Source organism: Mycobacterium sp. P4_H6 (genome assembly GCF_056400845.1).
The window spans coordinates 20219-45952 of sequence record NZ_JBFUKN010000044.1; the positions used below are offsets into that span (position 1 = coordinate 20219).

At 67.3% G+C, this 25734-nt stretch carries 22 protein-coding genes and 1 other RNA gene; 9 read left to right on the plus strand and 14 right to left on the minus strand.

Going from position 1 to position 25734, the window contains the following annotated elements:
• Nucleotides 1–6: 6 nt before the first annotated feature.
• Together ssrA and AC1DTF_RS18715 are read right to left on the minus strand one after the other, a co-directional pair.
• Nucleotides 7–377: a transfer-messenger RNA gene (gene ssrA / locus AC1DTF_RS18710) on the minus strand.
• Nucleotides 378–443: 66 nt separating this feature from the next.
• A complete protein-coding gene (locus AC1DTF_RS18715; RefSeq protein ID WP_477475141.1) occupies nucleotides 444–2714 on the minus strand; it encodes a putative bifunctional diguanylate cyclase/phosphodiesterase in 2271 nt (756 codons plus the stop codon).
• Nucleotides 2715–2798: 84 nt separating this feature from the next.
• Between AC1DTF_RS18715 and AC1DTF_RS18720 the strand changes: the two genes are divergently transcribed.
• Nucleotides 2799–3263 (plus strand): SRPBCC domain-containing protein, encoded by a 465-nt coding sequence (locus tag AC1DTF_RS18720; RefSeq protein ID WP_477475142.1) that lies wholly within the window; start codon nucleotides 2799–2801, stop codon nucleotides 3261–3263.
• On the opposite strand, the gene smpB is transcribed toward AC1DTF_RS18720, so the two are convergent.
• The 6 genes from smpB to prfB are packed head-to-tail and all read right to left on the minus strand — an operon-like array spanning nucleotide 3260 to nucleotide 7931.
• Entirely contained in the window at nucleotides 3260–3757 is a 498-nt protein-coding gene (gene smpB / locus AC1DTF_RS18725) for an SsrA-binding protein SmpB (RefSeq protein WP_477475143.1), read from the minus strand. The genes AC1DTF_RS18720 and smpB overlap by 4 nt on opposite strands.
• 13 nt (nucleotides 3758–3770) lie before the next feature.
• Nucleotides 3771–4664 (minus strand): permease-like cell division protein FtsX, encoded by an 894-nt coding sequence (ftsX, locus tag AC1DTF_RS18730; protein ID WP_477475144.1) that lies wholly within the window; start codon nucleotides 4662–4664, stop codon nucleotides 3771–3773.
• On the minus strand, nucleotides 4664–5353 hold the full coding sequence (ftsE, locus tag AC1DTF_RS18735) for a cell division ATP-binding protein FtsE (protein WP_057167557.1): 690 nt from the start codon (nucleotides 5351–5353) through the stop codon (nucleotides 4664–4666). The genes ftsX and ftsE overlap by 1 nt, the downstream gene beginning before the upstream one ends.
• A gap of 25 nt (nucleotides 5354–5378) precedes the next feature.
• Nucleotides 5379–5900 carry a hypothetical protein gene (locus AC1DTF_RS18740; protein WP_477475145.1) on the minus strand — a complete coding sequence of 174 codons (522 nt, stop codon included), beginning with the start codon at nucleotides 5898–5900 and terminating at the stop codon, nucleotides 5379–5381.
• Nucleotides 5897–6826 carry a mechanosensitive ion channel family protein gene (locus AC1DTF_RS18745; RefSeq protein WP_057167560.1) on the minus strand — a complete coding sequence of 310 codons (930 nt, stop codon included), beginning with the start codon at nucleotides 6824–6826 and terminating at the stop codon, nucleotides 5897–5899. The genes AC1DTF_RS18740 and AC1DTF_RS18745 overlap by 4 nt, the downstream gene beginning before the upstream one ends.
• Nucleotides 6813–7931 (minus strand): peptide chain release factor 2, encoded by a 1119-nt coding sequence (gene prfB / locus AC1DTF_RS18750; RefSeq protein WP_057167561.1) that lies wholly within the window; start codon nucleotides 7929–7931, stop codon nucleotides 6813–6815. Before prfB ends, AC1DTF_RS18745 begins: the two co-directional genes overlap by 14 nt.
• Before the next feature lie 139 nt (nucleotides 7932–8070).
• On the opposite strand from prfB, the gene AC1DTF_RS18755 reads away from it, so the two are divergent.
• A complete protein-coding gene (locus AC1DTF_RS18755; protein ID WP_477475146.1) occupies nucleotides 8071–9411 on the plus strand; it encodes an FAD-dependent oxidoreductase in 1341 nt (446 codons plus the stop codon).
• Between the two features lie 85 nt (nucleotides 9412–9496).
• On the opposite strand, the gene AC1DTF_RS18760 is transcribed toward AC1DTF_RS18755, so the two are convergent.
• Together AC1DTF_RS18760 and AC1DTF_RS18765 are read right to left on the minus strand one after the other, a co-directional pair.
• Nucleotides 9497–9904: a PPOX class F420-dependent oxidoreductase gene (locus AC1DTF_RS18760; protein WP_057167563.1), complete on the minus strand. Its 408-nt coding sequence runs from the start codon at nucleotides 9902–9904 to the stop codon at nucleotides 9497–9499.
• 10 nt (nucleotides 9905–9914) lie between these two features.
• Entirely contained in the window at nucleotides 9915–10289 is a 375-nt protein-coding gene (locus tag AC1DTF_RS18765) for a hypothetical protein (RefSeq protein ID WP_477475147.1), read from the minus strand.
• 23 nt (nucleotides 10290–10312) lie between these two features.
• On the opposite strand from AC1DTF_RS18765, the gene hisN reads away from it, so the two are divergent.
• From hisN to AC1DTF_RS18780, 3 genes are all read left to right on the plus strand, one after another.
• Nucleotides 10313–11080 carry a histidinol-phosphatase gene (hisN, locus tag AC1DTF_RS18770; protein ID WP_057167565.1) on the plus strand — a complete coding sequence of 256 codons (768 nt, stop codon included), beginning with the start codon at nucleotides 10313–10315 and terminating at the stop codon, nucleotides 11078–11080.
• A gap of 82 nt (nucleotides 11081–11162) precedes the next feature.
• Nucleotides 11163–12551, plus strand: a complete 1389-nt coding sequence (locus tag AC1DTF_RS18775; RefSeq protein WP_477475148.1) for an acyl-CoA dehydrogenase family protein — start codon at nucleotides 11163–11165, stop codon at nucleotides 12549–12551.
• A 34-nt stretch (nucleotides 12552–12585) separates the two neighbouring features.
• Nucleotides 12586–13800 carry an acyl-CoA dehydrogenase family protein gene (locus tag AC1DTF_RS18780; protein WP_057167567.1) on the plus strand — a complete coding sequence of 405 codons (1215 nt, stop codon included), beginning with the start codon at nucleotides 12586–12588 and terminating at the stop codon, nucleotides 13798–13800.
• A gap of 53 nt (nucleotides 13801–13853) precedes the next feature.
• Here AC1DTF_RS18780 and AC1DTF_RS18785 read toward each other — a convergent pair whose 3' ends face one another.
• Nucleotides 13854–14468, minus strand: a complete 615-nt coding sequence (locus tag AC1DTF_RS18785) for a DUF3887 domain-containing protein (RefSeq protein ID WP_477475149.1) — start codon at nucleotides 14466–14468, stop codon at nucleotides 13854–13856.
• Nucleotides 14469–14585: 117 nt separating this feature from the next.
• Here AC1DTF_RS18785 and AC1DTF_RS18790 point away from each other — a divergent pair, with 117 nt between their 5' ends.
• A complete protein-coding gene (locus AC1DTF_RS18790) occupies nucleotides 14586–16016 on the plus strand; it encodes an FAD-dependent oxidoreductase (protein WP_477475150.1) in 1431 nt (476 codons plus the stop codon).
• 67 nt (nucleotides 16017–16083) lie between these two features.
• Here the strand turns inward: AC1DTF_RS18790 and AC1DTF_RS18795 are convergent, their stop codons facing one another.
• Nucleotides 16084–17055 carry an esterase family protein gene (locus AC1DTF_RS18795; RefSeq protein WP_477475151.1) on the minus strand — a complete coding sequence of 324 codons (972 nt, stop codon included), beginning with the start codon at nucleotides 17053–17055 and terminating at the stop codon, nucleotides 16084–16086.
• 227 nt (nucleotides 17056–17282) lie between these two features.
• Here AC1DTF_RS18795 and AC1DTF_RS18800 point away from each other — a divergent pair, with 227 nt between their 5' ends.
• The 3 genes from AC1DTF_RS18800 to AC1DTF_RS18810 are packed head-to-tail and all read left to right on the plus strand — an operon-like array spanning nucleotide 17283 to nucleotide 19662.
• Entirely contained in the window at nucleotides 17283–17849 is a 567-nt protein-coding gene (locus tag AC1DTF_RS18800; protein WP_057167570.1) for a TetR/AcrR family transcriptional regulator, read from the plus strand.
• Nucleotides 17850–17890: 41 nt separating this feature from the next.
• Complete coding sequence (locus AC1DTF_RS18805) at nucleotides 17891–19054, plus strand: acyl-CoA dehydrogenase family protein (protein ID WP_477475152.1); 1164 nt, start codon at nucleotides 17891–17893, stop codon at nucleotides 19052–19054.
• Entirely contained in the window at nucleotides 19054–19662 is a 609-nt protein-coding gene (locus AC1DTF_RS18810) for an NAD(P)H-dependent oxidoreductase (protein ID WP_477475153.1), read from the plus strand. The genes AC1DTF_RS18805 and AC1DTF_RS18810 overlap by 1 nt, the downstream gene beginning before the upstream one ends.
• On the opposite strand, the gene AC1DTF_RS18815 is transcribed toward AC1DTF_RS18810, so the two are convergent.
• Both AC1DTF_RS18815 and AC1DTF_RS18820 read right to left on the minus strand, forming a co-directional pair.
• Nucleotides 19655–22633, minus strand: a complete 2979-nt coding sequence (locus tag AC1DTF_RS18815) for an MMPL/RND family transporter (RefSeq protein ID WP_477475154.1) — start codon at nucleotides 22631–22633, stop codon at nucleotides 19655–19657. The genes AC1DTF_RS18810 and AC1DTF_RS18815 overlap by 8 nt on opposite strands.
• Nucleotides 22630–25734 (minus strand): non-ribosomal peptide synthetase (locus tag AC1DTF_RS18820; protein WP_477475155.1); only part of this gene is annotated, 3105 nt, incomplete at its 5' end. The genes AC1DTF_RS18820 and AC1DTF_RS18815, both read right to left, overlap by 4 nt.

A 25734-nucleotide genomic window follows, 5' to 3' on the forward strand; every position in this document is an offset into this window, starting at 1 on the left:
CCTCGTGAGTGGAGCTGCCGGGAATTGAACCCGGGTCCTACGGCATTCCCTCAAGGCTTCTCCGTGCGCAGTCCGCTATGTCTCTACTTGGATCTCTCGGTCACGCAGACAAGCCGAGATGACGATCCCAGTCGCTGTTTGATGTCCCCACGGGTCCCGCGACCGAACCCGTGGGTGGGTCCCTCTAGCTGATGCCAGGATCCGGGCCGAGGGCGCTCCCGGTCTGACAGACACGCATCGCTACTTAGGCAGCGAGTGCGTAGTCGCGCTGATTGGAATCGGCGCTTAATTGGTTGCAACGACGCTTACGGTGGTCATTTGCCTGCACCGGCACGCTTCCCTTGATTCGATGCGCGAAGTCGAAACCGTTCAGCCCCTCGCACCCCCGCCGACATTCGGCAGGACTCACCATCATACCGCGCGCACCGACAACGGCCCAACGATTAAGCCTGACCCTGCACCGTCGCCAAGGATGCGACGAGTTCGGCCACCGGCACCGGCATCCCGAACAGGTGCCCCTGGGCCAGCCGGCCGCCCGCGCGGGCCACCATCTCGGCCTGCTCGGCGGTCTCGACGCCCTCGGCGATCACGTCGAGCCCCAGGTCGTCGCACAGCTTGATCACCGAGCGGTACAGCGTCTGATCCCGCGCCGGGTTGCTGCCGGAGGCCAGGCTGCGGTCCAGCTTCACGATCCCGACCGGCAGCGCGTGCAGATAGGTCAGCGAGCTGAAGCCCGACCCGAAATCGTCCAGCGCGACCTTGACGCCCATCTCACCGAACCGGCCGATCTGGCGGGCGGCCCGGTCGAGGTCGACGATCGGCATCGTCTCGGTGATCTCCAGGACCAGCCGCTCCCGCGGAATCCGGTAGCGCTCCAGCACGTTGCGCACCGTCTGCTCGAACCCTGGATTGCCCAGCCGCGCCCCACCGATGTTGACGTGGATATCCAAATCCAGGCCGCGCCCGCGCACCTCCGAACAGGCCAGGTCGAGCACCAGCGCGTCGAAGTCGGCGCCCAGGCCGGCAGCTTCGGTGTCCGCGACGAAGGTCTCCGCCGAGATGTCGATCCCGTTGGCCGCCGTCCACCGGGACAGCGCCTCCACCGCCACCGGCGTGCCATCGTCGAGCGCGACCACCGGCTGATAGACGAGCCGGAACCCGGGCGGAGGCCTGCCCTTGGACGCGCGCAGCAGGGTCGGGAAGTCGACCACCGCCCCCGATGACGGCTGGTAGACGACGGCGGTGTCCTTGCCCATCCGCTTGCCCGCGTACATCGCGATATCGGCCTGGCGCAGCAGGTCGTCGGAGGTCTGCGGCAATCCGTCGGACTCGGGCCGCACCAGCCCCATGCTGGCCTGCACCCGCAGCGACGAACCGTGCACCGGGAACGGTTCGCGCAGCGCGATCCGCAGCCGTTCGGCCGAACCCTCGAGCTGCTCCCCCTGATCGCCGGCACCCCGGATCAGGATGGCGAACTCGTCGCCGCCGATGCGGGCCAGGGTGTCGCCCTCGGCCACGAACCGCCCCAGCCGGTCGCCGACCGCGCACAGCAGTTCATCGCCGGCGGCGTGCCCGTAGCGGTCGTTGACCTCTTTGAAGTCGTCGAGGTCGATGAAGATCAGCACGAACTGTCCGTGCCGCATCGCCTCATCGAGGCGCTGCGCGAACAGCGTGCGGTTCGGCAGCCCGGTCAGCGCGTCATGGTGCACCTGATGCGCCAGGCCGCGCTGGGCCCAGTACAGCCACTGCGTGAGCGACCGCTCCGCCCGCGTCGCAAGCACCTGCCGGGTCGCCACCAGGGCCACCATCGCCACCGCCAGCACGACCGCGGCCAGGGACAGTTCGCGCTCGATGTAGAGGTGAAAGGTGAACAGCACCGCGATGCCGAGGAACCCGACATAGGGCAGCAGCAGCTGCGGCCAGTCCTGTCGGCGGAAGGCACTGTCCGACGGCGGTGCCGTCGGCAGGAATGCGAAGCCGGTGAGCACCGGTCCGACGATCAGCCCGATCCCGACCCACAGTTCCGCGTCGGTCATATCCACCGAGCGCAGGTAGGCCAGCAGCCGGTTGGCGGTGCCCATCATCAGCAGTCCACCGGCGAGCAGCAGGTAGTTCGTCCGGTTGGGCCGGCTGGGGTCATAGATCATCGCGATCAGCACGACCGTGCCGACGACGAAGATCTCCGCGCCGATGAAGATGACGTCGAGTACGCGCATGTGCGTGCTGGACGCCGCGAAGCGGGTGCCGAGGTCGCTCATGACCGCCAGGATCAGGAACGCGAGGCCGGCGATGACCCCGTCGAGGGCGTTGGTGACGAACGGTTGGCGCAACGGGCTGTCGGGCGGGGCCGTCACACCGCCGCTGGAGCGCACCAGCAGGACCACCGACGTGAACACCAGCACCGGTATCGACAGGTAGACGATCCGGGCCAGTACCGGCGCCCAGTCGGCCATGTGCAACTGCCACAGCGTCTGGCCGAGCGCCCAGTTCACCAGCGCCGCGACGAACACCAGTCGCCACCAGCGCTCGGTGCCGTGCTCGCGCCGCGCGACGGTCACGCCGCAGACGATCGCGCCCACACCCGCGCAGATCTGCAAGATCAATGCGCCGGTATCGGCCGCCGAGTCGCCCCAAAACGCCATCGCGTTGACCGCTGCCAGCGTGATGACACCGGCGAGCACGAGTAAACGTAGACGCGAGCGTCCTACTGTCACCCACCCTCCCCGTGCGTCTGACCGCGTGGGGCACTATATCGCTGTCAGCCTCGAGGTCCCGGTAAATGCCGCCATGATGGAGTCATGCCGCGCATCGACACCGCATCCCGGGTCATTCACGCCTCCCCTGGCGCCGTCTACCGCGCGTGGCTGGATCCGCAGGCGTTGATCGCATGGCTGCCGCCGTCGGGTATGACCGGCCGCGTCGACCGCTTCGAACCGCACGCCGGCGGCGTCTACGTCCTGACACTGACCTACGACGACGCCACCATCACCGGAAAGACCGGGAACAACGCCGACGTCGTGCACGGAAGATTCACGCTGCTGGTGCCCGACCGGCTGATCGAACAGCAGGTGGTTTTCGCCTCACCGGACCCCGCGTTCGCCGGCACCATGACGATGACGTGGACGCTGACGGCCACCGACGACGGCACCGAGGTGACGGTCACCTGCACCGACGTGCCCGAGGGCATCGGTCAGGACGATCACCTCGCCGGCATCGGCTCGACGCTGGAGAACCTGGCCGCCCACGTCGAGGCGCGCGGTTAGACCATCCCCTTGGCGCGCCGGCCCAGTTCGCGGGTGATCTCCCGGTCGGCGTCGCGCTTGGCCAGATCCTGGCGCTTGTCGCGGGCCTCTTTACCGCGGGCCAGCGCCAGCTCGACCTTGACCTTGCCGTCCACGAAGTACAGCGACAGCGGCACCAGGGTCAGGTTGCCGTCGCGGATCTTCCCCACCAGGTTGTCGATCTGGCTGCGGTGCATCAGCAGCTTGCGGTTGCGCCGCGGCGCGTGGTTGGTCCAGCTGCCGTGGTGATATTCGGCGATGTGCAGGTTGCGCAACCAGATCTCGCCGTCGTCGATGGTGGCGAACGCGTCGGCGAGTGAGGCTTGGCCTTCGCGCAGGCTCTTCACCTCGGTGCCGACCAGCACGACCCCGGCCTCGTACACATCCAGGATCGAATAGTTGTGGCGCGCCTTGCGATTGGTCGCCACCACATGGTTGTTCGCCTTCTCGGCGGCCTTGTCGGGTTTCTTACTCATTTTTAGCCATCTGTCACCGTCGTACGTAGAGGCGCAGTGTCACATAGGCCGTCACACCGGCCATGACCACACCCACGAACAGCAGGATCGGCGCGATATAAAGGATATCGGCAAAGTCCAGCGGCGCAATCAAATTAGCTTGGGTGAACTGGCTGAGCGCCTTCTCCAGAAACAGCGTGCGCACCGTCAGCAGGCCGATCAGCGCCAGCACCACACCGATGAACGCGGCGAGCATCGCCTCCACGAGGAACGGCAGCTGGGTGTACCAGCGGGTCGCGCCGACCAGGCGCATGATGCCGATCTCGGTGCGCCGCGTGTAGGCGGCGACCTGAACCATGTTGGCGATCAACAGGATCGCACCGATTGCCTGCACCAGCGCCACCGCGAACGCCGCATTCGACATGCCGTCCAGCAGCGCGAACAACCGGTCGATCAGATCCTTCTGGTTCAGCACGTTCAGCACCCCGGGCTGGCCCTGCATGGCGCTGTCGAAATCGACGTGCTGCTCCGGGTTTTCCAGCTTCACGATGAACGACGCCGGGAAGGCGTCCTTACTGGCGACGTCCTTGAAGGCCGGGATCTTCTTGATCGCGTCGGCGTACGCCTCTTCCTGGTTCATGTAGCGAACCGAACGCACGTCGTCGCGCGAATCGATCAGCGCGCGCAACGCCTTGCAGGGGTCGGCATCACAGTTGGGGTCGTTCACCGACGCATCGTTGGTCAGGAAGACCTGGCTCTCGACGCGGTCGAGGTAGATGTCGCGGGACTGATCGGCGATCCGCATCACCAGCAGACCACCGCCGAACAGGCCGATGGAGATGGCGGTCGTCAGGATCATCGCCACCGTCATCGTGACGTTGCGACGAAGTCCGGTCAGAACCTCATTGATCAGGAAGCCAAAACGCACTAGCGATCCATTCCGTAAACGCCGCGCTGCTCGTCGCGGATAAGCCGGCCCAATTCGAGTTCGATGACGCGCTGACGCATGGAGTCCACGATGTGGTGGTCGTGCGTCGCCATCAGAACCGTGGTTCCGGTGCGGTTGATCCGCTCAAGCAGATCCATGATGTCCTTGCTGGTTTCCGGGTCCAGGTTGCCCGTCGGCTCATCGGCCAGCAGCAGCAGCGGCCGGTTGACGAAGGCCCGCGCGATCGCGACGCGCTGCTGCTCACCGCCGGACAGCTCATGCGGCAGCCGGCTGGCCTTGCCGCTCAGACCGACCATCTCCAGCACGTCGGGCACCACCCGGTTGATGACGTCACCGCGCTTACCGATGACCTCCAGGGCGAAGGCGACATTCTCGAAGACCGTCTTCTGCTGCAGCAAGCGGAAGTCCTGGAACACGCAGCCGATGACCTGGCGCAGGCTGGGGATGTGCCGGCCGGAGAGCTTGTTGACGTGGAATTTCGAGACCCGCACGTCGCCCTTGGAGGGGTGCTCGGCCCCCAGCAGCAGACGCATGAACGTCGACTTGCCCGAACCCGAGGGTCCGATGAGGAAGACGAACTCACCCTTGTCGATTTTGAGCGAGACGTCATCCAGCGCGGGACGAGCAGAAGATTTGTACTGCTTGCTCACTTTGTCGAGGGTGATCATCACGGCACGCCAGTGTAGACGCGTGTCAGTTCGCGCTGCGTGCAGGCGGCGGCGGTGTGGCGGTCGTCTGCGGCGCCGGGGTGGGCGCCGCACCCGGCAGAACCGGCAGCGTGATGGGCGGGATCAACCCGTTCGGGCCGTCCGGGTCGACGACCGTGGTGGTGGGCGGCGTCACTGTCGGTGACGTCGGCGTGTCCCCCGGTGACGTCGTATCCGTCGCATCGGTCGGGTCCGTCGGCGAGGTCGTGGTGGTCGTCGGCGGCTCGGTCGTGGTGGTCGTCGTCGTGGTGGTCGGGTACGTGGTGCGCGGCGCCTCCACATTGGTGCGCGGCACCCAGGTGTATTCCGGGTCGGGCACGAAACCCGGCGGGACGATCTGGGTGGCCGGGGCCGGCTCCGGGGGCGCCGGCTTGTACGTCTCATACAGCCACGAGGTGAAGAAGAACGCCACGATCAGCGCGATCGTGGAGGTCCGCATCCGGCCGCCGAACACGTAGCCGGGCCAGCGCTTCTCATCCCCGTCCGAGCGCCGCGAGATCAGCTTCATTCGCGCACCTCGGAATTGGCGGCCAGCGAGGTCGACTCGGCCTTGGTGGCGATGCCGGCCCGGGCCAGCGCCGCGATGACCAGCAGCCGCAGCTGCCGTCCCACCTCGAACTGCTTACCGGGCAGGGTGCGCGCCACCATCCGCAGGTTCACGGTGTCGAGCTCCAGGCTCTCCACCCCCATCAGCTGCGGCTGGTCCAGCAGCAGCTCGCTCATCGCCGGGTCCTTCATGGCGTTCTCGCACACCGCGTGCAGCAGCTCGTTGACCGCGTTGAGGTCGGCGTTCGTCGGCACCGGGATGTCGACCACCGCGCGCGCCCAGTCCTTGGACAGGTTGAGCGATTTCATGATCTGGCCGTTGGGGATGGTGAAGACCTCGCCGTCGCTGGTGCGCAGTTTGGTGACGCGCAGCGTGACGTCCTCCACGGTGCCCGTCGCGTCGTTGGACGAGCCCAGCGTCAGGGTGACCAGGTCACCGAAGCCGTACTGCTTCTCGGTGATGATGAAGAACCCCGACAGCAGGTCCTGCACGATGCGCTGCGCGCCGAAACCGAGCGCGGCGCCCAGCACCGCGGCCGGCGCGACCAGCGAGCCGACCGGGATGGCCAGGATGTCGGTGATCTGCAGCAGCACCACCACGCAGATCAGCGCGATGGTCACCCAGGAGATCACCGAGGCCACCGCCTGGCGGTGCTTGGCGGTCTCGGTGCGCACCAGCGCGTCGCTCTCCCGGAAGTCGGCGTCGATGCGCCTGCTGATCCGCTGGGCCGCCCAGTTGACGAACCGCGCCAGCAGGATCGCCAGGATCACCAGCATGACGATGCGCAGACCCTTGGTGATGATCCACTCACCGATGTTGCCGCGCCAGAAGTCATGCCAGCGGTCGGACACTGACAGCGCGAGCACCGTGTTGTTAGTTGTCGTCATCTTTCCTATTGCGCCAACGGATCCCTGCCTCCAGGAACCCGTCGATGTCTCCGTCGAGAACCGCTGCCGGGCTACCGACCTCGAATTCGGTGCGTAGGTCTTTGACCATCTGATACGGGTGTAGCACGTAGGAGCGCATCTGGTTGCCCCACGAACTGCCGCTGTCGCTCTTGAGCGCATCCATCTCGGCGCGCTCCTCCTGACGCTTGCGCTCCATCAACTTGGCCTGCAGGACGCGCATCGCCGACACCTTGTTCTGCAGCTGCGACTTCTCGTTCTGGCAGGTGACGACGATGCCCGTCGGGATATGGGTCAGGCGCACCGCCGAGTCGGTGGTGTTGACCGACTGGCCGCCCGGTCCACTGGAGCGGTACACGTCGACCCGGATATCGCCCTCCGGGATCTCGATGTGGTCGGTGGTCTCCACCACGGGCAGCACCTCGACCTCTGCGAACGAGGTCTGCCTGCGGCCCTGGTTGTCGAACGGGCTGATGCGCACCAGCCGGTGGGTGCCCTGCTCGACCGACAGCGTGCCGTAGGCGTAGGGGGCGTGCACGGCAAAGGTGGCGCTCTTGATGCCGGCCTCTTCGGCGTAGGACGTGTCGAACACCTCGACGGGGTACTTGTGCGCCTCGGCCCAGCGGATGTACATCCGCATCAGCATCTCGGCCCAGTCGGCGGCGTCGACGCCCCCGGCGCCGGACCGGATGTTGACCAACGCCTCGCGCTGGTCGTACTCCCCGGCCAGCAGCGTGCGGACCTCCATGGCCTCGATGTCCTCGCGCAGCTTGGTCAGCTCGGTGTCGGCCTCGGTGAGCGCTTCGGAGCCTTCCGCACCTTCTTCCTCGGCGGCCATCTCGTAGAGCACCGGCAGGTCCTCGACGCGCTGGCGCAGTTCCTCGACGCGGCGCAGTTCGTTCTGCGCGTGCGACAGCTCGCTGGTCACCTTCTGCGCATGCGACTGGTCGTTCCACAGGTTCGGGTCGGCGGCCTCGGCTTCGAGTGTCTCGATGCGGCCGCGCAGACCGTCGACATCGAGCACCCGCTCCACGGTCGTCAGCGTGGTGTCGAGGGCAGCGATATCGGCAAGACGGTCAGGATCCACGACTGTTGAGGTTACCGGCCGCTTCTCCGGACTCCGCCCTCGATCGCCGGTGCGCGGCTAGCATCGGGCGGGTAACCGGTCCGGTGACGTCGCGACAGCCCCTTGCGCGCCGCCGGTCAGCCTCACGAAAAGGCTTGCCATGCGCCCCTACCACATGGCGATCGTCGGCTCAGGCCCTTCCGGGTTCTTTGCCGCCGCTTCGCTGTTGAAGTCCGAACTCGAAGTCCGTGTCGACATGTTGGAGATGCTGCCCACCCCGTGGGGGCTGGTGCGTTCCGGTGTCGCGCCCGACCATCCGAAGATCAAGTCGATCAGCGCGCAGTTCGAGAAGATCTCGGCGGACCCGCGGTTCCGGTTCTTCGGCAACATCTCCATCGGCGAACATGTGCAGGCCKCCGAGTTGGYCGAGCGCTACGACGCCGTCGTCTACGCGATCGGCGCCCAGTCCGACCGGGTGCTCGGCATCCCCGGCGAGGACCTGCCCGGCAGTGTGGCGGCCGTCGACTTCGTCGGTTGGTACAACGCGCACCCGCATTTCGGTGAGGTGACGCCCGACTTGTCGGCCGACCGCGCGGTGGTGATCGGCAACGGCAACGTCGCACTGGACGTGGCGCGCATCCTGATCAGCGACCCGGAGATCCTGGCGCAGACCGATATCGCCGATCACGCCCTGGATCTGCTGGGGCCGCGCGGTGTCCGCGAGGTCATCGTGGTGGGCCGGCGCGGTCCGCTGCAGGCGCCGTTCACCACGATGGAGCTGCGTGAACTCGGGCACATGGAGCAGATGGCCGAGGTCGACATCGTCGTCGAACGCGCCGACTTCGACGCCATCACCGACGAGGATCTCGAGGCGGCCGACAAGACCGTCAAGACGAACATCAAGGTGCTGCGGCAGTACGCGGAGATGGAGCCCGAAGGCGCGAAGCGACGGGTGGTGTTCCGGTTCGCCACCTCCCCCATCGAGATCCGCGGCACCGACCGGGTGGAGTCGATTGTGTTGGGCCGCAACGAGTTGGTTGACGAAGGTGGGCGTGTCGTCGCGAAAGACACCGGCGAGCGCGAGGAGCTGCCGGTGCAGCTGGTGGTGCGCGCCGTCGGGTATCGCGGGGTGGCCGTGGACGGATTGCCGTTCGACGAGAAGTCCGGCACCATCCCGCACGCGGACGGACGGATCGAGGGCCGCGAACACGAGTACGTCGTCGGCTGGATCAAGCGCGGGCCGTCCGGTGTCATCGGCAGCAACAAGAAGGACTCCGCGGACACGGTGGAGACGCTGCTGGGTGATCTCGGCGAGCCCGGCTTCGACGAGGGTCACGACGCCGAGTTGGCGCAGTGGCTGCTGTCGCGGCAGCCGCTGCTGGTCACCGATGATCACTGGGCGCGCATCGACTCGCACGAGCGCGCGACCGGCGACGCGCAGCACCGGCCACGGGTGAAGCTCACCAGCGTCGCGGACCTGCTGGGGATCGCGCACGGCTGAGGTTTCTGGCGCGCCATTTTCCACGCCAGGGCTGCGATCAGCCGCTGCCCGCGACCCTGGTGTCGAAAACGGCGGTGCCGGCTGATCACTCGCCGGGCGGCGGGGTGACCTTGTCGGCCTCGATGGTGAGGATGAGCCGCGTCTCGTTCGGATTCCCGCTGAAGTAGGGGTACGGGATGCCCAGGTACTTCTGCGAGATCTCGTGGATGCTCTCGTGTCCGCCCTTGTCGGTGGTCGCTGTCACGCGGCCCCGCACGGCGTAGAACCGCCGGATCTCATCGGGGTCGGCGACATTGATGGCGACCCGCGGGTCGCGGGCGAGGTTGCGGTCCTTCTGGGAGCCCCCGACGATGTTGAGCACGATGTGTTCGCCGTCGGTGTGCACCCACGTCTCGGTGAGTTGCGGTGAGCCGTCGGGCATGAGGGTGGCCACGAAGCACGGGCTGGGCTTGCGCAGCAGCTCGATGAGTCCGGCCGGGAGCGGTTGGGGCACGGGTGTCCTCTCAGACAGTCGGGTAGGTCTCGGGTGCCGGCGGGGGCGGCGCCGACGGCGCGAAACCCCACTTGTCCGGGTTCTTGGGCGAGTAGACGACGTCGATCAGCTGGCCGATGGTGGGCCACTGGTTCACGTCGACGGCCAGACGTTGATAGACGACGTGCTCGTTGACGGTCGGTCCGTTGATGACACCGCTGATGGTGACGAACTGCTCGCCGACCTCGTCCGGGCGTGGGCTGACGCCAGTGACCAGCAAGGTGCCGGGCGCCATATTGGCCATGTTGCCCCCGCCTGCACCGCCGGCACTGCGACGACGGATCCACGGAAGCGCTATGAGCACCAGCGCACCGACCAACAGCAATATCATCGCGAATTCGATCACGTAGCCATGGTAGGACTGCGGGCATGAGCGAAGCTGATCTCGACCTTGCCCTGCGCCTCGCCGACCAGGCCGACGAGCTGACGATGGCCCGCTTCGGCGCACTGGATCTGCACATCGAGACCAAACCCGATCTCACCCCCGTCACCGACGCCGACAAGGGCGCCGAGGAGGCACTGCGTGCTGCCCTGTCACAGGCCCGGCCCGAGGACAGTGTGTTCGGCGAAGAGTTCGGCGGCACAACGTCTTCGACGGGACGCCAGTGGGTGATCGACCCCATCGACGGCACCAAGAACTTCGTCCGCGGGGTTCCGGTGTGGTGCACGCTGATTGCGTTGATCGAGGACGGCGTACCCATTGTCGGCGTGGTGAGCGCGCCGGCGCTGGGGCGGCGCTGGTGGGCCGGCGCGGGCCAGGGCGCGCACACCTCCTTCGGCGGCACCGCACGGCGCATTCAGGTGTCCGGGGTCAGCGATCTGGCCTCGGCGAGCCTGTCCTACTCGGACCTGACGACGGGCTGGGACGACCGGCGGGAGAGTTTCCTGAAATTGACGGACGCGGTGTGGCGGGTGCGGGCCTACGGCGACTTCTGGTCCTACTGCCTGGTCGCCGAGGGGGCGGTCGACATCGCCTGCGAGCCCGAGGTCAAGGTGTGGGATATCGCGCCCCTGGACATCCTGATCCGGGAGGCCGGCGGCACGTTCACCAGCATCGATGGTGCTCCCGGTCCGCACGGCGGCAGCGCGCTGGCCACCAACGGCAGGCTGCATGAGGCGGTCCTCGCCACGCTGTGAAGTTCGTTACAGCCCTCGTCTATCTTACTCTGGAGTAAGATACGGTCATCACGCATTGCCCCCACCACTAGAGGCTGCCGAAATGACTCAGATCGAATCTCGTCCTCAGCGCAAAGGCCCCGAAAGCGCCGTTGGGCTGCAGAAGCACAAGCGGACCGCGACCGATATCGGCATCGCGCTGCTCACCCCACTGATGGGCCAGGAGTTCCTGGACCGCTACGGCCTGCGCGACCCGCTGAACAAGGGCATCCGCTACGGCGTCAAGACGGCGTTCTCGGCCGCCGGTGCGTCGACCCGCCAGTTCAAGAAGATCCAGAACCTGGGCGGCTCCCCCACCCGCTTGGCGCCGAAGGAATCCGACTACTTCGACCTGACCCCGGACGACGATCAGAAGATGATCGTCGAAACGGTCAGCGAGTTCGCCGATGAGATCCTGCGCCCGGCCGCCCACGACGCCGACGCCGCGGTGACCTACCCGGCCGACCTCATCGCGAAGGCCGCCGAACTGGGCATCACCTCGCTGAACATCCCGGAGAGCTTCGACGGTATCGCCGAGCACCGCAGCACGGTCACCGGCGCGCTGGTCGCCGAGGCGCTTGCCTACGGCGACATGGGGTTGGCGCTGCCGATCCTGGCGCCCTCCGGTGTCGCCTCGGCGCTGACCCACTGGGGCAGTGCGCAGCAGCAGGCCACCTACCTGCCCGAGTTCGCCGGCGAGAACGTCCCGCAGGCAAGTGTCGCCATCGCCGAACCGCACGCCCTGTTCGATCCCACCGCGCTGAAGACCACCGCGGTACGCACCCCGGGCGGCTACCGGCTCTCCGGTGTGAAATCGCTTGTCCCCGCTGCGGGTAGCGCGGAACTGTTCATCGTCGCCGCCCAGCTCAACGGCAAGCCGGCGTTGTTCATCGTGGAAGCGTCCGCCGAGGGCGTGACCGTCGAGGCCGATCCGTCGATGGGCGTGCGTGCCGCCGCGCTGGGCCGGGTTGCCCTCAACAATGTGGCCGTGCCGCTGCACAACCGCCTCGGCGAGGACGACCGCACCGACGCCGACTTCGCCCAGGACTACTCCGAGGCCATCGCCTACTCCCGACTGGGTTGGGCCGCACTGGCAGTCGGTACCTCACACGCCGTGCTCGACTACGTCATCCCCTACATCAAGGAGCGCGAGGCGTTCGGCGAGCCGATCGCCAACCGGCAGGCGGTGGCCTTCATGACCGCCAACATCGCCATCGAGCTCGACGGGCTGCGACTCATCACGCTGCGCGGCGCCGCCCGCGCCGAGCAGGGCCTGACCTTTGCGCGGGAAGCCGCGCTGGCCAAGCGAATCGCCACCGACAAGGGCATGCAGATCGGACTGGACGGCGTCCAGCTGCTCGGCGGCCACGGCTTCACCAAGGAACACCCGGTCGAGCGCTGGTACCGCGATCTGCGGGTCCTCGGCGTCGCCGAGGGTGTTGTTGTCCTTTAACGGCCCATAAGACTTCAGGAACGGAAACCCAGTCATGGCAATCAATCTGGAACTACCCAAGAAGCTGCAAGCGGTCGTCGAAAAGGGACATCAGGGCGCCGCGGAGATGCTCCGGCCGATCTCCCGCAAGTACGACCTCGCCGAGCACGCCTACCCGGTCGAGCTCGACACCCTGGCCCAGCTGTTCGAAGGCCTGCAAGAGGCAAAGACCATCTCCTTTGCCGGCGCCGACGCTTTCGGTGGCCGCAACGATGAGGGCAAGAAGACAAACGTCAACGGCGCCAACATGTCCGCGCTGCTGAACGCCCTCGAGGTCAGCTGGGGCGATGTCGCCCTGCTGCTGTCGATTCCGTTCCAGGGCCTCGGCAACGCCGCGATCTCCAGCGTCGCCTCCAAGGAACAGCTGGAACGCTTCGGCAAGGTGTGGGCCTCGATGGCGATCACCGAGCCGAGCTTCGGCTCCGACTCGGCCGCGGTCTCCACCACTGCGATTCTCGACGGCGACGAGTACGTCATCAACGGCGAGAAGATCTTCGTCACCGCCGGTTCCCGCGCCACCCACATCGTGGTGTGGGCGACGGTGGACAAGTCGCTCGGCCGGGCCGCCATCAAGTCGTTCGTGGTGCCGCGTGAACACCCCGGTGTGACCGTCGAGCGTCTCGAACACAAGCTGGGCATCAAGGCCTCCGACACCGCGGTGATCCGCTTCGAGAACGCGCGGATCCCCAAGGAGAACCTGCTCGGCGACCCAGAGGTCAAGACCGACAAGGGCTTCGGCGGAGCCATGGAGACCTTCGACAACACCCGGCCGATCGTGGCGGCCATGGCGGTAGGCATTGCCCGCGCCGCCCTGGAAGAGCTGCGCGTCATCCTCACCGAGGCCGGCATCGAGATCTCCTACGACAAGCCCGCCCACGCGCAGAGCGCGCCGGCCGCGGAGTTCCTGCGGATGGAGGCCGACTGGGAGTCCGGTTACCTGCTGACCATCCGTTCGGCATGGCAGGCCGACAACAAGATCCCGAACTCCAAAGAGGCCTCCATGGGTAAGGCCAAGGCCGCCCGGGTCGCCAGCGACATCACCCTCAAGGCCGTCGAAATGGCCGGAACCGCAGGGTATTCGGAGCAGACACTGCTGGAGAAGTGGGCCCGCGATTCGAAGATCCTGGACATCTTCGAGGGCACGCAGCAGATCCAGCAACTGGTGGTTGCCCGCCGGCTGCTGGGGCTGTCGTCGGCCCAGCTGAAGTGATGCCCGGTGGCGCCGACCGGGGGGGCCGGCGCCACCTCTTCTACTCTGCTCTACTAGCCGGCGGCCACATCGGGATTGAGAATGTAGAGGCCGGCCAGGGTCCGGTCGTCGCGGAACGTGATGCGGGCGACGAAGTCACCGGCCTCGAAGCTCAACGGGGTGTTGGTGGTGGTGAAGTCACCGGCGCGCACGGCCTCGGTGTCGCCGTGGGACTCGTAGGCCCCGGCCAACCCCACGATGTGCGCCCACGCCTCGGCAAGTCCTTCCTCGGTGAGCCGGTCGCGCATCACCGCATCGAAGCGCGCGGTGACATCGGCCCACCGGGCGTGCGCGAGATCGTCGATGACCGCCCTGCTCAACTCGTCGGCCTGGGGAAGTATCTGAGTGTTCATGGCTTCTCCTGTTCGTGGATCGATGGGCTTGCCGTAGCGCTGGAACGCGGCCTGGCGCGACACACCGAGGACCTCGCCGATCTCCTGCCAGGTGCGGCCGGTCTCGCGCGCCTGCAGGACCGCCGCGGCCATCAACGCCTCAGCGCGGTCCCGAATCTCGCGGGCGGCACGCACCGACGCGATGGGATCGTCCTCGCCCTGCAACACCGGGGCAGCCAGAATCTGGCCGAGTTGGTGATGAAGCTGCCGACCGAGCGACGTAAACGATTCGGGCATACGTCAATATTAAGTTGACACACGGCGTCGCGTCAAGAACTGCTTGACAGCACGTCGGCCGAATCGAGTAGCCGCCTACTCTATGGTGCCGACCTCGACTGCCCGCAGAATCCACCCATGGTGTTCCTCGGTGAGCGAGCGGTGGTGCTGGGCGGCAGTATCGGTGGCCTGCTGGCTGCCCGGGTGCTGGCCGAGCATTACCGCGATGTCACCATCGTCGAACGCGATGTGCTGACCGACGAGCCGACCGCCCGCCGCGGAGTGCCGCAGGGTCGTCATGCGCACGTTCTGCTTGCTCGCAGCTCGATGATCCTGGCCGACCTGTTCCCCGGCTTTCACGACGATCTGGCGGCGGACGGCGTGTCATCGCTTTCCGGCGGCGATCTGTCCAAGCTCCGGATTGCCTTCGGCGGGCACGAATTCACGCATTCACCCGATGCCACCACGACCGATACCTCAGAACTACACTTCGCCACTCGCCCATTGTTGGAGCGCAATATTCGGCGCCGGATCCTGGCGCTGCCGAATGTGGCCTTGCTGGACGGACACGATGTCGTCGGCCTGATGTCGACGCCGGGCGGTGCACGTGTCACGGGGGTGCGGCTGGTCGGTGACGGCGAATCCAAGTCGGTGGACGCGGACCTGGTCGTCGACGCCACCGGGCGCGGATCCAGGACCCCGGTGTTCCTCGAGGAACTGGGTTACGGGCGTCCGCCCGAGGATGAACTGGTCGTCAAACTCGCCTACGCCAGCCAGCTGTTCCAGATGCCGAGAAACGCTCTGCCCGAACAGTCGCTCGCCTACTTTCCCGAACCGGGCCGGCCCACCACCTGGGCGCTGGTCGGCTACGAGAACGACAGCTGGATATTGACCGTCGGATCGATGGTCGGACACCCACCGCCCGCCGATCTGTCCGAGTTGCTGGCCTTCGGCGAAGGATTCGCTCCGGAGCACGCGTTGGCCGCAGTGCGCTCGGCTACGCCGATCGGCGGGGTCGACCACTACCGCGTGCCATCGAACCGCTGGCGGCGCTACGACAAGATGAAGCGGTTTCCCCAGGGCCTCATCGTCYTCGGGGATGCCATCTGCAGCTTCAACCCGATCTACGGCCAGGGCATGACCATGGCCGCGATCGAATCGACGCTCCTGCGCGACTGCCTGCGTCACGGCGACCGCGACCTGCCCCAGCGGTTTCTGCGCAAGGCGAGCCGCAAGCTGCGGGTGGCCTGGCAGACCGCGGTGGGGTCCGATCTGTCGCTACCGGAGGTCGACGGTCCACGGCCGTTGTCCATGCGGCTGTCCAATGCCTACCTGGACTGGGTGCTGACCGCCGCGGAAACCGATCCACACACGGCGATCCAGCTGGCCCGGGTGACCGGCATGGTGGATTCACCGATGCGCCTGTTCCGCCCCGGCTTCGTCGTCCACGTGGCCCGGGCCAACAGGAGTGGGCGCGAGCCGCGATCTGAGGGGAATCGCGGCCCGCGCCCACCATTCACGGCAGCGACGGCACGTCCCGTGACGCCGACGTCCGCGTCACGAGACTGACCCATCCGGTCGCGGACATAAAAAATCCCCCGAGGCGATACGCCTCGGGGGATTTTCTCCTGCTTACTTATGCGCCCAGAACACGCTGCAGGTCGGGCAGCATGGCCTGAAGCTCCCGGCCCCAGTACGCCCAGTTGTGCGTGCCGTTGTTCGGGAAGTTGAAGACACCGTTCGATCCGCCCGCGGCGAGGTAGTTGTCGCGGAAGGTGATGTTGGTGCGGATGGTCAGATCCTCGAGGAAGGTTGCGGGCAGATCGCCGCCGCCGAGCTCGTTGGGCTGGCCGTTACCGCAGTAGACCCAGAGGCGGGTGTTGTTGGCCACCAGCGTCGGGATGTTGACCATCGGGTCATTGCGCTTCCAGCCGCTGTTCGGATCCTGGGTCTTGCCCCACATGTCGTCGGCCTTGAAGCCGCCGGCGTCACCCATGGAGATGTTGATCAGGAACGGCCACCAGCCCTCGGAGGGGTTCAGGAAGCCCGACATGGAGCCGGCGTAGATGAACTGCTCCGGGTGCCAGGTCGCCAGGTTCAGCGAGGCCGAACCGGCCATCGACAGGCCGACCGCGGCGCTACCGGTGGGCTTGACGGCCTTGTTGGCCTKCAGGAAGGCGGGGAGCTCCTGGGTCAGGAAGGTCTCCCACTTGTAGGTGACGGTCGGACCCTTGTTACGGGCCGGCGCGTACCAGTCGGCGTAGAAGCTCGACTGCCCACCAACGGGCATGACCAGCGAGAGGCCGCTGTCGAGGAACCACTCGAAGGCCTGGGTGTTGATGTCCCAGCCACTGAAGTCTTCCTGCGCGCGCAGGCCGTCCAGCATGTACACGGCGGGCGAGTTCTCGCCACCGCTCTGGAACTGGACCTTGATATCGCGGCCCATTCCGGCCGACGGCACCATCAGGTACTCAACCGGAAGACCCGGGCGGGAGAAGGCACCCGCGGTGGCTGCGCCACCTGCAACTGCGATCGCACCCGGTACCACCAGCGCGGCCGCGGCGACGGCCCCGATCCGGCGCATCCACCGGCCTACAACGTTCTGCATCAAATTTTTCCCAACTCTAATTGTCACGGTCCCGCCCGACCCTTGGTGATGTGTCCCATCACCCAGAGATACCGCAGTGCCTCTTTGCACTGCGGTATCCGCGTCCGCTCGTACGATTCGGATCGTGGAGCGGACCGAGAATTCAGTTGTCGCGACTTGCAGTAAAACACGCAGCGAGCGGCAACAGAAAGTCAGGGGTATGCGCGAGTCGCCGTAGGCTGCCCCTCATGGCGACCGCCCAGAGCCCGTCCGGCAACCGTCTGACCATCGACGATTGGCTTCAGGCCGGTTACGCGATCCTCGCCGAAGACGGCATAAAAACGCTGAAAATCGATCGTTTGTGTGCCAGGTTGAAGGTGACCAAGGGCAGCTTCTACTGGCACTTCGACGGCATGCCCAGCTACCGCGCCGCGCTCGTCGAGGGCTGGCGGGACCTTCGAGACGAGGATCGCAGCCAGATCGAGGCCCTCGGCGAGTTGCCTCCCCGTGACCGTCTCGCCCAGATGATGGCCTCGCTGGTGAGTCCCCGGCACTGGACGCTGGAGCGGGCCATGCGCGAGTGGGCGCGCTCGGATGACGCCGTCGCCGACAGCGTGCGCGACGCCGACCGGCGCGTGCTGGCTGCGGTGCGCACCGCATTCGAGGACTACGGGTTCGACACCGACGAGGCCGACCTGCGGGCGAACGCGACCTTTGCCGTGGGTATCGGCTTTCTGCACCTGTCCGGCCGGGTACCGGACCCCCGTCAGGCCGCCCAGAGTGAGCGCTTCCTGGACCTGATGCTGGCGCACTGACTCCCGGATTCCATACTAAAAGGTATGGTACGGTCTGAGCCATGACGACGATCGAGGCCCCCGGCCTCATCAGCGATGAGTTCGTGGGCGCACTGGCCCAGCGCGCCGCCGAGGCCGAGGAACGACGCAGGCTGCCCGATGCGACGATCGCCGACCTGACGGCGTCCGGATTCACCGATCTGTTGGTTCCGGCCCGTTACGGAGGACAGCAGGCCCCATTCCCGGCCCTGCTGGACCCGGTTCGGCGGATGGCCCACGGCTGCACCTCCAGCGCCTGGACGATCGGCTTCTTCGCCCTGCACAACTGGATGCTGGCGCTTTTCGGCGAACAGGCCCAGCAGGAGGCCTTCGGCAGCAGGCCCTTCCTGGCGCCCGCACCGCTGGCACCGACCGGCCGCGRCCTGCCCGCCCAGGGCGGCATCCGTCTCACCGGACGGTGGTCCTGGGCCACCGGGGTGAATCACGGCAACTGGATCATCGTGGCCGCACTGTGTGGCGCCGACGACGCCCTCTACCCCGCGCTCGCGCTGCTGCCGATATCGGACGTGGCCGTCGAGGACGTCTGGCACACCGACGGCATGCGGGCCACCGGCTCCAATGACGCCATCGCCACCGACGTCTTCGTGCCCGAGCACCGGCTGGTCAAGGTGACCGACATCTACGCGGGCACCGCCCCCGGGGCCGGGCTGCACGACGCCGCCACCTACCGCTGGCCGATGGTGCCCGCCCTGGCGCTGCTGGCCGCCATGCCCGCGCTGGGCAGCGCCGAACGGGTCACCGAGATCTACGCGCAACGCCTCGCCGAACGGGTGCTGCCCTATGAGGGCGTGATGCAGAAGGACAAGCCGATCGCCCAGGCACACCTGGCCGGGGCGCAGGTGCGGCTGCGCGCACTACGCGGCCTGCTGGCCGACACCGTCGGCGAGATCGAGGCCATCGTGCTGACCGGCGATCCGGTGGACAAGCCGGTGCGCGCGCAGGCCCGGCTGGCCGCCGCGCACATCGTCGCCGAATCCAGGGCCGTCATCGGCACGCTGATGGGCGCCGGCGGGGCCAGCATCCACTTCCTGTCCAGTCCGCTGCAGCGTTACAAGCGGGACGTCGACGTGCTGTCCGGGCACGTGGTCTTCGACTACGACACCAGCCGGGAGCTGGCCGGCGCGCTGTCGCTGGGCATGAAGATCCCGCGAACGTCGATGGTGTGATGCGCACGCTATGGATCGAAGCCAGCCCTAAGGGGGACGCCGGGTTGTCCTCGCAACTGGCCCAGGCCTACCTGGAAGGCCGGGAGTACGAACGGTTCTCGGTATGGGGTGAGGACGTGCTGCGGTTCGGCCGCGACGCCGCGATCGCGAAGTTCGCTCCGCTGTTCGGCGAGACCGTCACCGTTGAGCAGCAGGCGATCTGGGCGCAGGTGCTCGACGAGATCGAGCGGGTGCGCGGGTTCGACCGACTGGTGCTGTCCACCCCGATGTGGAATTGGCATGTGCCCCATGCCCTCAAGGCGTGGATCGACATCATCGTGCAGCCGATCGCCAGCTTCACCCTCAACGACAAGGGCGAGCACGTCGGCACGCTCGGTGAGGGAAAGCCGCTGCAACTCATCCTCACCCGCAGCAGCGCCTATGACGGGCGCCATCCCGAGCTGCAGGATTTCCAGCGGCCCTACCTGGAGTACGTGTTCGGCATGCTGGGCTATGACGTGGACACCCTGGTCTTCGAACCGACGACCCGGTGGACGCCGCAGGAGCGCGCGCAGATGCGGGCGGAGGCCGTCGACAGAGCCAGGACGGCCGGCGTCGCGTTCAGCTGACGGGTACCGCGTCTTCCCGTTGCGGGGGCGGCTCGGACTCCGATGCGCGAGGCGCGCGGCGCCCCGACGGCCACCAGTTGTACTTGCCCACCAGCACCGCCAGCGCGGGCACCGTCAGGGTGCGCACCAGCAGGGTGTCGATCAGCAGACCGACACCGATGATGAAGCCGCCCTGCACCATCGAGCTGATGCTGCTGAAGCACATGGCCAGCATGGGCGCGGCGAAGATCATCCCGGCCGAGGTGATGACGCTGCCGGTGGCGCGGACGGTCTTGATCACCCCCGAGTTGATGCCGTGCGGGGATTCGTCGCGTATCCGGGAGATCAGCAGCATGTTGTAATCCGCGCCGACGGCCACCAGCACGATGAACGCCAGCCCCGGCGTGCTCGCCGCGATGGGCTGATCGAGGATCATCTGGAACACCAGCACGCCGATGCCCAGCGCGGACAGGCACGAAAGAATCACGGTGGCAACGAGATACAGCGGGGCGACGATCGCGCGCAGCAGCAGCACCAGGATCAGGAACACCACCGCGACCGTCATCACCACGATGAACAGCAGATCCTGGTCGTAGTAGTCGCGCAGCTCGCTGTAGTACGGGGTCATCCCCGACATCGAGATCGAGGCATCGGCGAGCACCGTGTTGACCTGTGCGCCCTGAGCGGTGGCCAGGATGGTCTTCACCTGATCCATCGCCCCGGTGTCATACGGGTCCAGGGTGGACTCGACCAGGTAGCGCGCCGAATGCCCGTCCGCGGACACGAACACCTCGACGACGTCCTGGAAGTTCTCGTTGTCGAGGATCTCCGGCGTCACGAAGAACCCGGCGGTGCCCGGGTCGGTGGCGTTGCGCTTCATCGACAGCAGGAAGTCCGACGCATCCTCCAGGCCGTTGCCGAGCTCACCGGTCTGCTCGTCGAGGGTCTTGACGCCGTCGGCGAGCTGCCTGCTGCCCTCGGCCAGCGCCGCGGCGCCCTGGTCGATCTTGGCGATCTGCTGCTGCAGCCCACCGGATTTCGAGGAGCCCAGCTGGGACAGCACCTTACCGGCCGCATCCATGGCGGGCTGCACCTTGTCGAGCACCTCGACGACCCGCTGCCAGCGGTCGCGGTCGGACGCGCAGGCCGGGTCCATGTCGCAGTTGGGGTTGTTCTGCAGCGTCCGCACCACGAACCGGGTGAATTCCAGCGATTCCTTGAAGCTGTCCGCGTCCTGCACCACCGGCGCGTCGCCGGGCATCTTGGGTAGCAGGTCGGAGTTGGTGAGCTGGGTGCGCACGTCGGCCATCGTCTTCTTCAGCCCGTCGAACACCGAGGTGGCCTGGGTCAGCTGGCCGCGTACGGTGGCCAGACTCTCGGCGAGTTTGTCCGCACCCCCGGTCAGTTGCGCACGGGCATCGGTGCTCTCGGTGATCTTCGAGGACGCCTCGGCGAGTTTGTCGCCGATCACGCCGGCCTGATAGCTCAGGGTGGCCTGTTCCAGCGGTTCCCCGGTGGGACGGGTGACACCGCGCACCGACTCGATATCGGGCAGCTGGCTGACCCGCTGGGCCATCTGCTCCATATCGGCCAACGCCTCGGGTGTCCGCAGATCGTGCGGCGACTGGATGAAGATGTACTGCGGGGCGGTGATGCTGGCCGGGAAGTGCTCCTCGATCGCGGCCATCCCGACGTTGCTCTCCGCGGACGGCGGCAGCGCGGTGCGCGCGTCATAGCTGGTGTCCATCGCCAGCACGCACATCGCCAGCGGCACCAGGATCAGCATGCTGCACACCAGGTGCGCCATCGGTTTGCGCACGATGCGGATCGCGGACCGCCGCCAGAACTGTTTGGTGAGTTCGCGTCGGGGTTTGGCCCATCCACGGCGGCCGCACAGCACCAGGAACGCGGGCAGCAGCGTGACCGAGGCGAAGAACGCCACCGCGATCGAGACGGCCAGCGCGGGCCCGGCGGTGGAGAACACCTTCAGCGTGGTGAACCCCATGCCCAGAAAGGTGACCGCGACGGTCGCCGCCGAGGCGGCGATCACCTTGCCGATCGCGGTGACGGCCCGGGCCACCGCATCGTCGGGCGTCATCCCGGCCCGCAGATACTCGTGGTAGCGACTGATCAGGAAGACGGCGTAGTCCACCCCGGCGCCGATCATCATCGCCGACATGAACACCAGGGTCTGCTGCGAGATCGCCAGCCCCATCTCGGCGAGCCCGGCCACGATCTGCGCCGCGGCCACCTGCGAGATCGAGATCGTCAGCAGCGGCAGCAGCATCGTGACGATACTGCGATACACCACCAGCAGGATGACCAGCACCACGGCCACGGTGACGGTTTCGATCAACCGCAGGTCCCGCAGCCCGATCGCCTCGCGCTCGGCGACTGTCGCGGTCAGCCCGGTCATGTGCAGCGTCAAGTCAGAGCCCGCGACCGCGTCCTCGACGGTCGTCACCACCCGCTGATAGGCCTCGGTGGACTCCGGTGACCCCAACTCCCCCACAATGCCGACCGGCACGAACCAGGCTCTGTTGTCCTTGCTCTGCATCACATCGCGCAGCGGCGGCTGGGTGATGAAGTCCTGCACCATCACCACATCGCGGACGTTGCCGTGTAACTCGTTCACCAGCCTGCGGTAGACGTCCTCGTCGGCGTCGGTGAGTCCGCCGTCGTTGGTGAGCACCACCAGGGCGATGTTCTGGATGCCCGGCTCACCGAAGGCGGCGGTCATCTGTTTGGTCGCCACCATCACCGCGGAGTCGCTGGGCAGCATCTCCTGATCGCGGTCACTCGCGAGCTGGATCAACGGCGGCAGCGTCGAGGCGAGCACACTGACGAGCACCAACCAGCCCGCGATCACCAGCCACGGTCGCCGCACCACGACGCGGGCGAGCCGCTCGAAGACACCGTTGACCGTCAGCTTCTTCCCGGCCTCGTCGTTGTCCGGCGACTCGGGGCGATTACGGGACAGGCTCAGCTTCACGGCGCCTCACGGTCGAGCAGGTGCTGCAGCTGCGGACCGTACAGTTCGAGCGCGTCGGCGCCCAGCATGTCCTGGTGGGTGCAGTCCACCCGGTGCGTGCTGATCGCGCCGCTCACGTGCGGCGCCCAGCGGCGCGCGAGGTAGCCGGCGCGGTCGTCGTCATCGCGTTCGGCGGAGAACACGATCAGTTCGCCCTGGAACACGTCGGCCATGTGTTCACGGTAGAGGCCGATGTTGGTGTCGACGTTGCGCACCATCTGATCGAGCAACGCGGTGGCGTCCAGACCGTCCTGGGTGCCGAGCAGCTCGTCGACCTGACGACGATCCACGGCGGGGTTGGCCTTGTCGCTCAGCGTCGGTTCGGCGTCGAGCAGGATCAGCCGCGCGACGGTGCCGCCCCGGCGCTGCACCTCCACGGCGATGGCGTGCGCGAGCACACCGCCGTAGGACCAGCCGAGCAGCTGGACGGGTTGCTCGGCTCCGATCCGGTCGGCGTACCGGGCGGCCATCTCCCGCAGCGACGCCGGTGCGTCCTCGGCGACCTGCTGGATACCGACGATCGGGTTGTCCAGGACGCAGGCGAGCACCTGGTAGTGCCAGCTGACACCGCTGACGGCGTGCGGGACGAACACCGGGGTCCCGTTGCCGTGCTGCAGCACCTGCACGGCGGCGATCTCGTGGCCTGCGCCGCTGCCGCTGTCGAGCTGGATGGCCAGCGCCGCGACAGTTGGCGCCGCGAAGATGGCGGACACCGAAAGATCGCTGCCCAGTTCCTGATTGACCGCGGCGACCAAACGCATCGCGGCGATGCTGTCCCCACCCAGGTCGAAGAACGAATCGTCGGCGCGGACCTCTTCGACACCGAGCACCCGCGCGAACACAGCCGCCAGCGCCTGCTCGGTAGCGGTGTCGGGGGTGCGGGATTCGCCGGCCCGGTATTCCGGGGACGGCAGCGCGCGGGCGTCCAACTTGCCGTTGACGTTGACCGGCAACGCCGGTACGTCCACGACCGTGGCGGGCACCATGTAGCCGGGCAGCAGATCGGTCAGTGCCGCGCGGACCGCCAGCGGGTCGGCCGTACCGGTGATGTAGCCGACCAGCCTGCGGTCGCCGGGCCGGTCCTCACGCACGATCACCGCCGCCTGCTCGACACCCACCTGTGCCGCCAGAGCCGTACGCACATCGCCGAGTTCGATGCGGAACCCGCGGATCTTGACCTGCTCGTCGGCGCGGCCGAGGTGCTCGAGCTGGCCGTCGGCACCCCAGCGCGCCAGATCACCGGTGCGGTACATCCGCTGCCCGGGCGCACCGAACGGGCACGGCACGAAGTGGGTGCCGGTCAGTGCGGGCCGGTTTCCGTAGCCGACGGCGACACCCGTTCCGGCCACGTACAACTCACCGATGACCCCGACGGGCGCCGGCCGCAGGAACGCGTCGAGCACGAAGGTCGCCGCGCCCGGCACGGGTGCACCGATCGGCATCGGACCGCCCGGCGTCAGCGGGTCGCTGACCGAGGCGTACACGGTGCCTTCGGTCGGGCCGTAGATGTTGACCATGGTGCGACCGTCGGCGCTCCAGCGGTCGACGATGCCGCTCTGGCAGGCCTCACCGCCCACCAGCAGGGTCACCGATTCCAGGCCCTCGGGGGCGAGCAGCGCGGCCGCCGACGGGGTCTGGCCCAGCGCGGTGACCTGTTCGGCGATCAACAGGGCGTGGAGGTCCTCCGGTGTCGCGGTGACGGATTCGGGCACCACCACCAGGCGCCCGCCGTGCAGCAGCGCCGCCCACATCTCGCCCACCGAGAAGTCGAACGCGAAGGAGTGGCACAGCGCCCACACCTCCCCGGCGCGGCCCAGGACCGGGGTGGAGAACTGCCCGGTCACGTTGCGGTGGCTGACGAGAACACCTTTGGGGACGCCTGTGGTACCCGAGGTGTAGATGACGTAGGCGATGTCATCCGGTGACGGCCCCGGCGGCGCCGTGGCGGGCTGCGTGCCCAGACGTGGGTCCGCCGGGTCGATCACCGGCAGCTCCCCGAAGCGGGTCGCCTGCTCGCGGCCCGTCACCACGGCGACGGGTGCGGTGTCGGTGAGCATGAACGTCAGGCGTTCGGCGGGCATGGCCGGATCGATCGGCAGGTAGGCCGCGCCGGTCTTGAGCACGGCCAGGATGGCCACGATCGCGTCGGTGCACCGTGGGAACATCAGCGCAACGAATTGGCCTGGGCCGGCGCCGTGTTCGGCCAGCAGATGTGCCATTCGGTTCGCGGATTCGTCGAGTTCACGGTAGGTCGTCGAGCTACCGTTGAACCGGACGGCCACCGCGTCCGGGGTGCGCGCGGCCTGCGCGGCGAACAGCTCCGGGATGGACGCGGCGGGTGCCGGTGCGGCCAGGACCGGCCGGTGCGCGAACGCGTCGAGCCGGGCATGTTCGGCCTCGTCGAGCAGATCGACGGTGGCCAGTGCCCGGGTGGGGTGGGCGATCATCTCGGCCAGCAACCGCTCGAACCGTGCGATGAACGTGTCGATCTCGGCCGGGGTGAAGATGTCGGTGTCGAACTCCACCCGCAGGCCCAGCTCGGCACCCGGGGACACCTGCACCGTCAGCGGGTAGTGATTCTCTTCGTGCGCCTCGAATTCGGTGATGGCCAGGGCGTCACCGAACCCGGCGGTGGCCGCACCGAGCGGGTAGTTCTCGTAGGCGAACATGGTGTCGAAGAGCTTGTCCTGCCCGGTGACCCGGTGGATCTCGGCGAGCGCCAGGTACTCGTGTTCCAGCGTGGCGTTGTGGGTGTGCTGCATCTGGTCGAGCAGATCCGCGGCGCTGGTGGTGGCGGCGACGGTGGCCCGCACCGGCACCGTGTTGATCATCAGACCGACCATGGCCTCGGCGCCGGGCACGTCGGTCGGCCGCCCCGAGACCGGGGTCCCGAAGACGACGTCGTGCCGACCGGTCAGGTGCATCAGCAACTGAGCATAGGCGCTCTGCAGCACGACGTTCACCGTGGTCTGGTGCGCCCGGGCCAGTTCGCCGACGGCACCGGTGGTCGCCGCGGACAGCTGAACGGAGCGAACGTCCCTGCGCCCCTGCGGGTCCTGGGC